Here is a 12,520-nt window from a genome sequence, read left to right as displayed (position 1 = left end):
AAGTAATAGCATTGGCAAACTTCTCTATCAAAGGTTTCCAATTCCCCTCCCTTGGAGGGGTGGCAAAAATTCAAAGAATTTTTGACGGGGTGGTTTCTAATCTTCATTAATTAAAACAATTTCCTATCATAAAAATCCATCAAAAATTCTATTTTTGAGTATGAATAACAGAAATCGTGGAAAAAATACCGGCGATGATACCCTCTTCGGTTCAGAGAAACAGATCAGCAAGCTGAAACTGGCTGTTGAAGACATGCATTACCTGTTGAGCAGAGAATATCCGGAAAAAGCGGCTTCTGATCTTGTAGGAAACAGATATAGGTTGAAAACCCGTCAAATACAAGCTTTGAGGGGAGCATCTGCATCTGCTGTACAGCTTCACCACAGACAGTTGAAGCAGTTGGAAGCCACAGATTTAAGAGGAAAAACAGTTTATCTCGACGGTTTTAATGTTTTGATCCTGTTGGAAAGCTTGCTTTCCGAAGCTTATATTTTTGAAGGAATGGATGGCTGTATTCGTGATCTTTCAGGCGTTCACGGAACTTATAAAAGAGTTAATCAAACCTTAAGAGCAGTGGAACTCGTTGCTTTTTTTTATCAGAAAAATCAAATTCATAAACTGGTATGGATCTTTGATAAACCAGTTTCCAACAGTGGAAGAATTAAACAGATTATTCTTGAATTTGCCGAACAGCACCAGCTCAATTGGCAAGCAGATCTCCAGTACAATCCGGATAAATTTCTGGCAGAAAGCTCAGCACTTATTGTCTCTTCTGATGCATGGATTTTGGATCACTGTAAAGAATGGTTTAATCTGATAGGATATTTGATCACAGAAGAAAATCTTACTATGAATCTGATCAAAACGAAGTAAATATGAATCTGTTTAAACCCTATATTCCCATGTTTTCTGAAACATGGAAAGACCAATACAAGGCTATTCTCGTACAAGAACATCTGGCCAATCTGGAGAAAAACATTCATAGGTTTAAGGAGGAAACCTTAGAATGGGATTTCCCCTATTTTAATGAAGAAATAAAGATCAACAGACAGGAAAGCTTTGGGAAATTTATTGCGGTTTTTGAAAGCAGTGATTCAGATGAGGTAAAAGCCAGACTTTTGGAAGCCATTTCAATTGAGCATTGGCTAAATATTTTAGGACAACGGCTGACCTCAGCAAGTATCCGTGATGAAAAAGCAATTCCGCCTTTGAAAGCCATCTTGATCAATGCGTGTCAGGAACCCTTCAACAATGAAATTACGATTGCACAGAGAGCCTGGGAAAAGCACATTGGAAGAATGGATGATGAATTTTGGGGAGAAATCAAAGGAAATAACCAGCAGAAACAGGAAAGAGTAATGGCAAAAATCAATGATATCCTTGAAAATAAAACATGGTGGAATGTTTTCTTCCATTACAAACACGAACTGGTTTTTGAGGTGCGTGAAAAAGAAGGCCATGGAATCCGTTGGAGCCACGGAGGAACAAAACTTATTGGTTTTCTCGAGAAATTTATCAACGAATAAGTAATCAACAAACATCTCATTTGTAAAATCTTAGGGGAAATAAAAACTTTCGCAATTTCACCCATTTGCCTTTTCAGCTTTTTTCTCCTACGTAAAAACATTACGTACCAAACTTCTACTTTTGCAGCGATAAATAGAAGCTATGAATTAATCATAACAGAATATTATCAACTTCCATTTTATATTTATAAATAACATATACTAAAAAATAAAAAACAAAATGAACACTTACATTGATATTGGCATTAATCTGACCAATAAACAGTTCTATAATGAACACGAAGAAATTATCAACCGCGCTTTGGATCATGGTGTTGAGCATATGATTCTCACAGGAACAAGCGTAAAAGGCAGCAAAGAATCTGCGGAAATTGCAGAAGAATATCCTGAAATTTTATTTTCAACAGCGGGAATTCATCCCCACGATGCCAAATCTTTTAATGAACAAAGTATAAGCGAACTCAGGAAGCTATTGAAACTGGATCACGTGATTTCAGTAGGAGAGTGCGGACTGGATTTTGATCGTGATTTTTCTCCAAGGCCTATTCAGGAAAAATGTTATCAGGCACAACTGGAGCTTGCCATAGAAGTAAATAGACCCCTTTTTCTTCATGAAAGATCAGCATTTAAAAGATTTAATGACATTACAGATGAATATCTTTCCAGATTACCTGAAGCTGTAGTACATTGTTTTACCGGAACTTTGAACGAAGCAAAGACTTATCTTGATAAAGGATTTTATTTAGGATTTACAGGAGCAATCAGTGATGAAAAAAGATTTAAACATCTCGAAGACGTTATAAAATATGCCCCGCTAGACAGAATGATGATTGAAACTGATGCCCCTTTTATGCTTCCGAAAAACATGCCCAGAATACAGAACAGGCGAAATGAACCTTCATTTTTACCTTATGTAGCACAAACAATTGCGCATCTGAAGAAGATCAGCATTTCTGAAGTTGCAGATGAGACCACAGAAACCGCCAGAAATTTTTTCAAACTATAAAAAAGAGCTCTACTGATGAAGTAAAGCTCTTTTTTTATAGATAATTTATTTTTTATAAACTCTTTATAGCTGATTCCAAAGCCAGTTCCATCATTGGATTCAAAGCTGTTTCTCTTTCGTCAGCAGAGATTTTTTCGTGTGTAGGGATAATATCCGTTACCGTAAGAATAGTCGCTGCATTTTTTCCTAAATGCTGAGCATTGGCAAATAAACCAAAAGCTTCCATTTCTACTGCAGGACAGTTGTATTTTGTAGCAATTTCCGGAGTATTGGGATCTTTTCTGTAGAAAATATCACTACTGTGAATGTTGATTGCCTTAGCATTTAAAGATAAATCTTTAGCTGTTTCATTGATGGTAGTAAAGATATTCCCTTGGTGAGAAAGGATTTCATCTTCAATTCCCCATGCATATTTAGCATAAGTACTTTCACTTGCTGCTTTGTCAATATTTAAAATATCAAAAAGTTTAAGATCTGTATTGTAAGCACCACAAGTCCCGATTCTGATAATCGTATCTACTTCATATTCTGTGAACAGCTCAAAAGAATAGATTCCGATACTTGGGAAACCCATTCCACTTGCTCCTACAGTAATTTCCTTCCCTTTATAAAGACCTGTATAATAAAAAATACCTCTGGTTTTGCTTACCAGTTTAGCATTTTCTAAATAATTTTCAGCAATATACTGTGCACGAAGCGGATCCCCCGGCTGCAATACTACTTTAGCAATTTCTCCTTTTTTGGCACTGATGTGAATACTCATAATGTTTTTTTGAATGGAGCAAAGATAATAACTTTTAGTTTGTTTCGGTTATTGCGATAATAGAAACAATGAAGCGGTCTCTCATCAATAGAATGTATAAAATATTATTAATAAATGTTTTAAATGAAATTTTAGATAAAGTATTTTGTATGAATCAAAAAAATAACCTGGTAAATACAGAACAACAAAAGAATAATGTAGAGCAGGTATTGTGAAAGCAGCCCGGCTACTTTTGCAGAAGTAAATATTTAAATTTTAAAAATGAAAATTGAGCACATTGCCATTTGGGTTAAAGATCTTGAAAAATCCAGAACGTTCTATCAGAAGTATTTTGGAGCGGTATCTAATGAAAAATACCATAATCCGGTTAAAAATTTTCAATCCTATTTTTTAAGCTTTGAGAATGGCTGCCGCCTTGAAATTATGACCAAACCGGATATTAAAGAAAGTGAAAACTCTTACGAATCCCAGCAGTACGGAATCATTCACCTTGCATTTTCTGTGGATAACAAACAAAAAGTAGATGAGCTTACCGAAACATTAAGAAAAGACGGATATAAAGTTGCGGGAGAACCTCGTACCACGGGAGACGGCTATTATGAAAGCGTAATCCTTGATCCGGAAAATAATATCATTGAAATCGTATCACAATAAGTCATTGCGAGGAGCTTTAGCGACGAAGCAATCTATTGTTAAAATAATGAAATGAGTTTAGAAACGCAAGGGCGCAAAATTTTTATAGTATTAGTGTATTAAATAGTTAAGAGAAAGCTTTGCTGAAAATCTTTGATTTTCTTGCGCCTTAAAAAATATCATCATCCTTATTCTCTTTGCGCCTTTGCGTTTTCCAACCTTATAATTACCAAAGAACCCATATTTAACATGAATCTTCTTCATAAAAATTTTATTCTCAACGAAATAATTTTATTTTTGTTAGATCATGGAAACCAAGTCACCGTTTTTAGACACGATCTTTTTGCTTCGTAAGGAAGAATGTATTACTCTTTTTTCAAACTTACAGAAAATTTCCCCTCAGGAAGAGGTGGAAGCAGGAGATTATTTTGAAGGAGAATTTGAAAAAGAACGACTTGAGTTTTTGTCAGACCAATTATCCTGCAACAAAGAGGCTGCTGTTTGGGCAGCAAAAGTCCTCTACCATAGTGCACAGCTATATCTGATCAGAGAAAATACTGAAAAAAATATCGACAATCTTATTCCCGGATTCAAAGGAACTCGGGATATTTCTTCTATCTTATCTGTAGATTTGTCACTGAGATTTTTACCCCAGGTAATTGTTGCTTTAAACACAGTTGATCCTGAAGATCCCTTAATTTCAATGCTGGAAAATATTCTGATACAATTTCACTATTCCGGAATTGGGTATGATCTTGATCTGCCGAATATGAATTGGAAGGAGGAACTGAAAGACAGTACATACCGGAAACTCTATCTGGAAAGAATTGTTGAGAAAAAAGATTATAAACTGGCGGAAATTCCGTTGATAAATAAACTGCTGACAGCCGAATTTGGAATGCACAAAGACGCATTCTGGAGAGAACTAAAAACTATAACCGAAGAAAACAATGAAAATGTATGAGAAAGTATTTGAATTTTTAACCGATCCAACAAAAGAAACATTCCTGAAATGTCGTGAAATGGTGATCAATGATCCGGAATATGATCCTTATTCTGAAGATATTGAAAACATACAGGATTTACTCAATGAAGGAAAATTTGAAGAGGTTATACAATATGTTAATGTCAATATTTTGCTGAGTCCAAGAGCCCATATCTATAAATATTTTGCTTACAAAGAACTGGGTGATGAAAAAGGAAGAAATATTGAAATGACCATAGCACAGATTATTTTTGAATGTCTTGAAAAGACAGGTGACGGAACCAAAGATTCTCCCTATATTATCACAAGAATTTCTGATGAAAGAGACCTGATCAGACATCACCTCAATAAGCAGGATGTCTCCCAAAGTCTGGTCAAGGATGGAGATAAGATTATGGATGCACTTACACTGGATGATGGAACGCAGCTATATTTCGACATCAAAGATCCTTATCAGAGACTGGCTTTTTCATTCAGTAAAAGAAATGAACAGGCAGAGAATAAAGCAGAAGAGAAACCCCAGAAGAAAAAGTGGTGGAAATTTTAATTTTTTAAATCAATGAACCAGAATATAAATCAGCTTAACACAGTCCTTAACTACGTAAAAGATACTTTTGTAGGTAAAAATGATGTCGTAGATCTGCTAGGAATATGCCTTTTGGCGAGAGAAAATGCTTTTTTATACGGACCTCCGGGAACGGCAAAATCAGCAATTGTCAGAACGCTGGCAAAAACAGTAAGAGATGGCAAAAATTTTGAATATCTGCTGACCCGTTTTACAGAACCGAATGAGATTTTCGGACCTTTTGACATCAGAAAACTGAAAGAAGGAGAACTTCTGACCAATACGGAAGGAATGATGCCGGAAGCTTCCATGGTTTTCCTGGATGAGATCTTCAATGCCAACTCTGCTATTTTGAACTCACTTTTGACAGCGCTCAACGAAAAAATCTTTAAAAGAGGAAAGGAAACCAAACACTTACCTTCACTGATGTTTGTAGGAGCGAGTAACGTTCTTCCGGAAGATGAAGCTTTGAATGCTTTATTTGACCGTTTTTTGGTAAGAATTAATGTAGATTACGTTAATCCGGAACTCTTACAACAAGTACTTTTGGCCGGAAGAAAGCTGGAAAACGAAGAAGAAACCGAAGTTCCGGAAATTCATGCTGATGAGATCAGACAATTACAAAATCTGTGTAGAACAATAGATCTTAAACCTATTTATGAAGTTTACCTGAATACCATTATGAGCCTCAGAAACACAGGAATTGCTATTTCAGATCGTAGAGCTGTGAAACTTCAGAACCTGATTGCTGCAAGCGCCCTGATCTGCGGAAGAAAAGAAGCTGTACTTTCCGACCTCTGGGTTTTGAAACATATCTGGGATACAGAAGAACAGATTGAAATTCTGGAAGGGATTATCAACAGGACGATTGAGAAAGATGATCATCCGGATTCCCATCCACAGGCAATGCAGAATAAAACCCCCAATCCTGAAGAAGTCATGAAAGACGTAAAAATTCTTGTGGAAAAATGGAATGGAGGAACATTGAGTTTCGAAGAACAAAATGTAATAAAAGATAAACTGAGATATCTGCAGACCCGTTGTGACTGGATCAGAAATCCGGAACAGAAGCAGTATATACAGCAAGAAATAGAAAACTTATGGCAGAAGATTCTTCAAAGCGTTTAAAAGAATTCTGGGCGGAAATTCCCCGTTCTGATGAAGATTTTCTGGGCTCAATCAGAGACTGGAAAAACATTCATATTGCTGTAGATGATGACACGATCTGGCTGAAAGGTTTTACCGATGAACAGGCAGCCGCTTCTGAAATACAACAATTGCCGGATTTTATTTTATATGAACTTCGTGATGGACTTTTATTCAGGAAAGAAGCTTTGGTTCCAAGCAAAAAAATGAGAACCGCATTGCTTTGGATTTCTATAGATAAAGCATTGCAACTTAGTTTTCCACCTTCCAACCAAAATTATTTTGGTATTCATGAACAGGTTCAGATACAACTGAAAGAAAGTAATGAAGAACAGCCGGTAATCGCTTTACTCAGCAATATTGCTGATATTAAAGAAAGTATCATCGCATTGCCCAAATTTAAACTTGAAAAAATAAAATGGACTTTGCTGGGAGATAAAGCTCTGTTTGTTGGAGTTCCACTTCTAAGCTTTCCCGGAAAGACCTATTGGACCAAAGACAGACATCTGCTGCCTGCCGGTTTGGATTTTGAATTTAAAAACGTCAGTACGCTGTTGCAGCAGAAATATAATAAAGAACCGGAAGACTTACTGTTATGGGACGAAAAAGGAAACAGTCTTTTAATTAAAGGAACCGATTTCCGTCCGTTATCTGTAAGTTCATTCCGTCTTACCGAAAAATCAAGAGAATGGAATTAAAGGCTTATTTCCAGTCCTACGAAAATTACTTTTGGGAATGGAAAACAGATGAAGATGTTCCTGGAGATTGCGGTTATCATGATAACAATCTTCTCTCCGTTCCGGAGGTGGGAGCCATTGCTTACAGACCTTATGTAATGGAAATTCTGAACCAGCTTCAGCCCGTGGGATGGCCTCCTTTCGGGGCATTGCTTATGGTTTTATACGCGATGCAGGACGGCTATACAGATTTTGCCAGTCCGTTGAGACGCACAGCCAAATTTTACAGTGGAGAGGATTTTGAATTCCGTGTGGAAAAACAAATTGAATTTCTGGAAAAAATAAAATCACTTCCCAAAGTTTACAAACAGAAGCAAACCAGAATTGTATTGCTGCAAACTCTTTTTGGAAATGGTCATAATAGTTTATCATCAAGTCTTTCAGACGCTTTTTTAAAGATCTATTATAAAAGACCACAGGAACTTGCTGTCAGTGCAGAAAAATACGAAGACGGTTCATCAGCTTTAAACAAAGATTTAAGCGCTTTGAATCTGAATGAAAAGTTTCCCACTGTACAATCCATCATTGATTCCATGAAAGGATTGATTCATGAACCTGAATTGGATGATGAGGTGGTAGAAGAAGAAACTACAGCAGATACCAATAAAGATTTCATCAAAGAATTGATTGAAGAGCCCAAGACTTTTCAGGTAGGAAGCCTGATCAAAAGAATCTGGAGCGGACTGAAAATTCCAATGCGTCATCTCTCTCCAGGGGAACAACCCATCGGAGGAATTTCTGATATGACCAATAAAGGTGATTTCCACAGAATGCTTCTTTCCGAATTTGCCAATGAAGATGACGTCTTCATGAATCGTGTAGCCAATAATGAGGCGCTTTACATTCAAAGAGAAATACCGCCTGAAGAAAATATTTTTGAAAGAATTATCCTGATTGATACTTCCCTTAGAAACTGGGGAACACCTAAAGTATTAGCCTATGCTTCTGCAATTGCGGTTATAAAACATCCTAAAGCCCATTCAGAATGTAAAGTCTTTGCCTTAGGACAGGCAGGCATTCCCATTACACTCAACAAAGTGGAAGAGGTGGTTGAAAATCTTAATCAAGTTAGTCCCGTTCTGGAAGTTTCTGAATCGCTGGAGAAATTTTTTAATGAACACAATTCAGAAAATGATATTGAAGTGTTCTTCATTACCCATCAGGATAATATGGCTGATGAGAAAATTCAGAGGGTTGTACATCAAAATAGAGATCAATTAAAATTTCTGGTGACAACGTCTTCAGATGGAGAAATCAATTTTTACAAACATCATAAAGGAGCAAGAAAACATATCCAGAAGATAAAACTTCCATTGCAGGAGTTGTGGGCCAACCCACCGCAGCAAAAACAATCTACTCATAATTTTAACGGAAAGAAAACAGATCTCCCACAAAACTACCCGAGCTTATTTCCAACACCAGTCAATAAAATCGCTAAGTTTTTATATGAAGGAGAATTTTTTATTCTAAGTTCAAAAAAGGAATTACTGAAAACTTATCTTTCCGATAATTATTACGACAGACACTCTTATGATTATTATAAAACACATCATGGCTGTGAAGTTTTGTTTGATAAAATTTCCATAAAGCCAAAAGGACAGTTTGCCCTCGCAAAAAACAGACAGCAGCACTTTATTCTCTGTCAATATCATTCTGGTCAGAAATTAATATCAAAGCTTAATCTTAATACAGGAGAATACTCTGACCAGAATCTTACTGGGATGAATATTCCTGAGTCCTACAGACTGGTATATTTTGGGCGTAATTTTTACCTGCATTACCCGGATAATGAGACCTATTATAAAATTAACATTGATGGAAATATTTCTGTAGAACCTGTCACCGGGAAAGAGAAAGAATTTGAGAAAAATAATATAAAAGCCGAAGCTGAGGTTGCTAAGCTGAAAGGAAGCGGTTTAAGAATAATCAATAATTTTAATAAAATCGGAATCAATAAATACGAAAACCTTGTTGTTTCCGGGAATGAATTATACAGTGCTTCCGAAAACACGTTAAATTTTTCCAAAAACAAATATGATATCCGAATTTTTGCAGAGCAGAATAAAAATAAATTTACATTCCCTGATGGAAGTGAAATCATTACCGATTCACGAGGAATGCTGACCTTCCGAAGCAGTAACAAGAGTATTGAAGAATTCTTTATTCCCTCCACATTGGGCGGTTTCCTCTCGTTGGCTACCTATACGGAATTTGGTGGGTCAGAATATTATCTTCCGGAACATGCATTGTTGAAAGTAAGAACAATGGATGATATGTGCGACAGGTTTTTAAAACCATTTATAGAACAGATTTTGGAGTATGGAGCTTAGAATAAAACCTTTCCCGAAAAATAACTATCCCAAAAAAGGACTTTTGATTAAAGGTTCCTCACCCGTGGTATGGTTTCAGGAAATGGAAGTCCTTGGGATCAATTTAAGTCAGGTTAGGTCTTATGCTATTCCGGCAAATAGCCCTAATGTGCTGTATGGATGTTTTCTTATTTTTAATGATCATGCTCCACAAGAAATAGGTAGAAATGCTTACTTTCAAAGCGTGGACGACAGGCTTTTTATCCCTGAAAATACAACCTTTTACCCCAAAATAAATCAGGAAGACTGGTCACAGCTTGACTCCCGTTTTCTGATTATGCATCCAGAATTCGGATTGGTAAAATTGTCTGAAGAAATCGACTGGATTTCATTAATTCAACAGCCGGAAACAATTGATGAAACCATCAGAAAGCCTCTGAAAGGAGTTTCAATTCCACAAAAAATAGAAAGTTATACGGTGGAAATGGATGATGAAAAAGTAATGGAAGCATTACAGCCAAAACAAACCGAAGAAGAATGGATGAACAACCTGCCATTTGATCTTAAAAAAGTAATGGCCGGGAATAAAAAAGAAATAGAAAAATATTTAAAATACATTGAAAAATATCCTGAAAGAGCGGTAGAATTGGGTGTTTCCCTGGATGTAATGGGAACTTCCAGAGGTGATGGTTTTGGTCAGTTTACCTGGCTGGAAGGATTATTTGGCGGAGGTTCTACAGGTAAAACAGAAAGTGCAGGAACAAAGAATTTTCGTAGAATATTCTGGGCGCTTATTATTGCAGCTATTGTACTAAGAATTGCATTACCTTCAGATAAAAATAATTCTGAGCGGGAAGAAGTAGGTTCTTCAGGAAAAATTGAAAGTAATGCAGTAAAGGCACCTTCGGACATGATTGCTTTCCAGTCCGGAACGTCAGAAATTGATCTTAAGATTGATTCAATGTATCACCAGCAGAGAAAAGGATTATCCAAAGAGCTTATTAATGCAGGAATCATAGAGTCCAAAACAAAAGAAGATAAAGAAAACTATAAAAAAGCAGGCGGAAGAGAGGTCAGTGAAATAGGGAGTGACATTGGGAAGCTTGTGAATAAAGAAAAACAAAGCAGAGATTCTCTCAAAACGATCTACACAAAAAAAATTACAAAACATATAGAAGAAAAAACCGAAAAGCTGCAACGTAAAATTTCAGATTCTCTGAAACAATACACCAAAGGAAAGCCAGTGAATGGAGATGTCATAAAATATCTTCTGAAAAAAAGAAAAGCTTTAATGGCAGATTCTTTAGGGAAACTTTACGGGACGCTAGATATTGTAGATCCTTCTTCTGCATCTATTGATAAAGCAAAAGTAAAAGCGATCGCTCCCGAAGGAAGCCCATTAGAGAAAAAGGCTCCGGTTTCAGATATTATGTACATGGTGATCCTGATGATTGCCGGAGTAGGATTGTATTTATTCCTGTTTAAAAATAAATCGTTAAACCTTGGCGGAGACAATGTTCCGGTATGGGTAAAGTTTATTTTAATTGCCATCCTTGTAGCCATGCTTGTATACTTATTTTATCCGCTGGTCAAAATGTTTGGGTACAATTGGTTTGTATGGATTTTGGTGATTTGTGTGATGTTACTTCTCTATCGTCTGTTTAGAGAAGATAAAACCATTTTAAATTCCGATGATGATGAATAGACAGAAATTTATAGACAAATTTATAGCAGCATTTGTACTGTTGGCCATGTTTAAGGTTGTCGGGATTGTAGCCCAGCTATTCCATGAAAGTTTCTGGAGTGTGATCGGGACTTTAATCATTTTCCTGATTGTAGCTTTTATCATTCTTTTGGTGATCACCTCTTTGAAAGATAAAGAACAAAACAACAGAAATTCTGCAGGAAGAAAAGGCAGCGGAAGCAGTAGTTTCTATCTGGAAAATTCACTTTTTGACAGAATCAGAAGCAAATACGAAGAACTTGCCGAAAAATATATTGCTGAAAAAGACTATAAAAAAGCAGCCAGAGTATACATGAACCTTTTACAGGACAACTACAGAGGAGCAAAAACTCTGGAAAATGGAGGATTCTATAATGAAGCAGCCGTAGTATATCTTAAAAAACTGAATAATAAATCCGATGCTGCCGTCTGCTACGAAAAAGCAAAACAATACAAAAAAGCCATTGACCTTTATAAAGAAATGGAACAAAAAGAAAAAGTAGGAGATCTCTACAAAGAAATTAACGATCTTAGAAATGCCCATTCCTATTATCAGATGGTGGCAGATGATTATGTAGGCAACAGCCAGATGGTGAAAGCTTCACTGGTTTATCGTAAAAAGATGGAAAAAACAGAAGATGCTCAGAAAGTACTGTTGAAAGGATGGGAAGAAGATAAAGACGCCTTCAACTGTTTGAATAACTATTTTGCCAATATTTTTGACGTTAAAAAATTAGAATCTGAAATTCTGAATTTGTACGAAAACACGCCAGCCTACAAAAAGATCACCTATCTGGAAGCCATGAAACATGAATTCAGGAAAGACCCGAAGTTACAGGCAGCAACCAGAAATATAGCCTATGAAATCATCGCGGAAAAAGTAAATACCCGTTCAGAGATTGTCAATGAACTGAAATTTTTTAATCCCCATGATGAGGTAATTCTCAAAGACATTTCTAGATTCAAAACAGGAAGAAATAAAATGTTTAGAAATTAAACACAAAATTGAGAAGAACAACTTATACTAAGCAAAAATAAAACGTTCGCCTCATCCAATCGATTGAAAATCGCTTCTTTCTTAGCTCCCTTAAAATATTGTATAAAGAAATAAATACTTTGCGTTAAA

Annotated in this window: 12 protein-coding genes; 11 read left to right on the top strand and 1 reads right to left on the bottom strand. The window is 36.2% G+C overall.

The genetic code is table 11. The features are described 5' to 3' along the window. The first annotated feature begins 160 nt into the window (after positions 1-160). From ACM6F9_RS19755 to ACM6F9_RS19745, 3 genes are all read left to right on the top strand, one after another. A complete protein-coding gene (locus tag ACM6F9_RS19755; RefSeq protein WP_414847268.1) occupies positions 161-874 on the top strand; it encodes a DUF434 domain-containing protein in 714 nt (237 codons plus the stop codon). Between the two features lie 2 nt (positions 875-876). Continuing rightward, positions 877-1,527 carry a hypothetical protein gene (locus ACM6F9_RS19750; protein ID WP_414847267.1) on the top strand — a complete coding sequence of 217 codons (651 nt, stop codon included), beginning with the start codon at positions 877-879 and terminating at the stop codon, positions 1,525-1,527. A gap of 220 nt (positions 1,528-1,747) precedes the next feature. After that, the gene (locus tag ACM6F9_RS19745; RefSeq protein ID WP_414847266.1) at positions 1,748-2,533 is read left to right on the top strand and encodes a TatD family hydrolase; all 786 of its coding nucleotides are present in this window, start codon (positions 1,748-1,750) and stop codon (positions 2,531-2,533) included. Between the two features lie 52 nt (positions 2,534-2,585). Here ACM6F9_RS19745 and deoD read toward each other — a convergent pair whose 3' ends face one another. Further along, on the bottom strand, positions 2,586-3,296 hold the full coding sequence (deoD, locus tag ACM6F9_RS19740) for a purine-nucleoside phosphorylase (RefSeq protein WP_414847265.1): 711 nt from the start codon (positions 3,294-3,296) through the stop codon (positions 2,586-2,588). Between the two features lie 261 nt (positions 3,297-3,557). Between deoD and ACM6F9_RS19735 the strand changes: the two genes are divergently transcribed. The 8 genes from ACM6F9_RS19735 (at position 3,558) to ACM6F9_RS19700 (ending at position 12,391) form a co-directional block, all read left to right on the top strand. After that, complete coding sequence (locus tag ACM6F9_RS19735; RefSeq protein WP_414847264.1) at positions 3,558-3,950, top strand: VOC family protein; 393 nt, start codon at positions 3,558-3,560, stop codon at positions 3,948-3,950. Between the two features lie 286 nt (positions 3,951-4,236). Next, a complete protein-coding gene (locus ACM6F9_RS19730) occupies positions 4,237-4,893 on the top strand; it encodes a hypothetical protein (protein WP_414847263.1) in 657 nt (218 codons plus the stop codon). Then, positions 4,886-5,461, top strand: a complete 576-nt coding sequence (locus ACM6F9_RS19725; protein ID WP_414847262.1) for a DUF4919 domain-containing protein — start codon at positions 4,886-4,888, stop codon at positions 5,459-5,461. Before ACM6F9_RS19730 ends, ACM6F9_RS19725 begins: the two co-directional genes overlap by 8 nt. A gap of 12 nt (positions 5,462-5,473) precedes the next feature. Continuing rightward, a complete protein-coding gene (locus ACM6F9_RS19720) occupies positions 5,474-6,607 on the top strand; it encodes an AAA family ATPase (RefSeq protein WP_414847261.1) in 1,134 nt (377 codons plus the stop codon). Next, positions 6,580-7,323, top strand: a complete 744-nt coding sequence (locus ACM6F9_RS19715; RefSeq protein ID WP_414847260.1) for a hypothetical protein — start codon at positions 6,580-6,582, stop codon at positions 7,321-7,323. Before ACM6F9_RS19720 ends, ACM6F9_RS19715 begins: the two co-directional genes overlap by 28 nt. Beyond that, positions 7,314-9,692 carry a hypothetical protein gene (locus tag ACM6F9_RS19710; RefSeq protein WP_414847259.1) on the top strand — a complete coding sequence of 793 codons (2,379 nt, stop codon included), beginning with the start codon at positions 7,314-7,316 and terminating at the stop codon, positions 9,690-9,692. The genes ACM6F9_RS19715 and ACM6F9_RS19710 overlap by 10 nt, the downstream gene beginning before the upstream one ends. After that, entirely contained in the window at positions 9,682-11,376 is a 1,695-nt protein-coding gene (locus ACM6F9_RS19705) for an APC family permease (protein ID WP_414847258.1), read from the top strand. Before ACM6F9_RS19710 ends, ACM6F9_RS19705 begins: the two co-directional genes overlap by 11 nt. Then, positions 11,369-12,391: a hypothetical protein gene (locus ACM6F9_RS19700; protein WP_414847257.1), complete on the top strand. Its 1,023-nt coding sequence runs from the start codon at positions 11,369-11,371 to the stop codon at positions 12,389-12,391. Before ACM6F9_RS19705 ends, ACM6F9_RS19700 begins: the two co-directional genes overlap by 8 nt. Positions 12,392-12,520: the final 129 nt, after the last annotated feature.

This window comes from Chryseobacterium sp. IT-36CA2, assembly GCF_949767875.1.
Classification (GTDB): Bacteria; Bacteroidota; Bacteroidia; order Flavobacteriales; family Weeksellaceae; genus Chryseobacterium.
Note: the sequence above shows the minus strand (reverse complement) of the source record. Positions and strands in the feature narration are given on the sequence as shown.

Excerpts from the sequence above, each read along its gene's own strand:
- ACM6F9_RS19755 (WP_414847268.1), top strand. The coding sequence starts at position 161 with ATGAATAACAGAAATCGTGGAAAAAATACCGGCGATGATACCCTCTTC.
- ACM6F9_RS19750 (WP_414847267.1), top strand. The coding sequence starts at position 877 with ATGAATCTGTTTAAACCCTATATTCCCATGTTTTCTGAAACATGGAAA.
- ACM6F9_RS19745 (WP_414847266.1), top strand. The coding sequence starts at position 1,748 with ATGAACACTTACATTGATATTGGCATTAATCTGACCAATAAACAGTTC.
- deoD (WP_414847265.1), bottom strand. The coding sequence starts at position 3,296 with ATGAGTATTCACATCAGTGCCAAAAAAGGAGAAATTGCTAAAGTAGTA.
- ACM6F9_RS19735 (WP_414847264.1), top strand. The coding sequence starts at position 3,558 with ATGAAAATTGAGCACATTGCCATTTGGGTTAAAGATCTTGAAAAATCC.
- ACM6F9_RS19730 (WP_414847263.1), top strand. The coding sequence starts at position 4,237 with ATGGAAACCAAGTCACCGTTTTTAGACACGATCTTTTTGCTTCGTAAG.
- ACM6F9_RS19725 (WP_414847262.1), top strand. The coding sequence starts at position 4,886 with ATGTATGAGAAAGTATTTGAATTTTTAACCGATCCAACAAAAGAAACA.
- ACM6F9_RS19720 (WP_414847261.1), top strand. The coding sequence starts at position 5,474 with ATGAACCAGAATATAAATCAGCTTAACACAGTCCTTAACTACGTAAAA.
- ACM6F9_RS19715 (WP_414847260.1), top strand. The coding sequence starts at position 6,580 with ATGGCAGAAGATTCTTCAAAGCGTTTAAAAGAATTCTGGGCGGAAATT.
- ACM6F9_RS19710 (WP_414847259.1), top strand. The coding sequence starts at position 7,314 with ATGGAATTAAAGGCTTATTTCCAGTCCTACGAAAATTACTTTTGGGAA.
- ACM6F9_RS19705 (WP_414847258.1), top strand. The coding sequence starts at position 9,682 with ATGGAGCTTAGAATAAAACCTTTCCCGAAAAATAACTATCCCAAAAAA.
- ACM6F9_RS19700 (WP_414847257.1), top strand. The coding sequence starts at position 11,369 with ATGAATAGACAGAAATTTATAGACAAATTTATAGCAGCATTTGTACTG.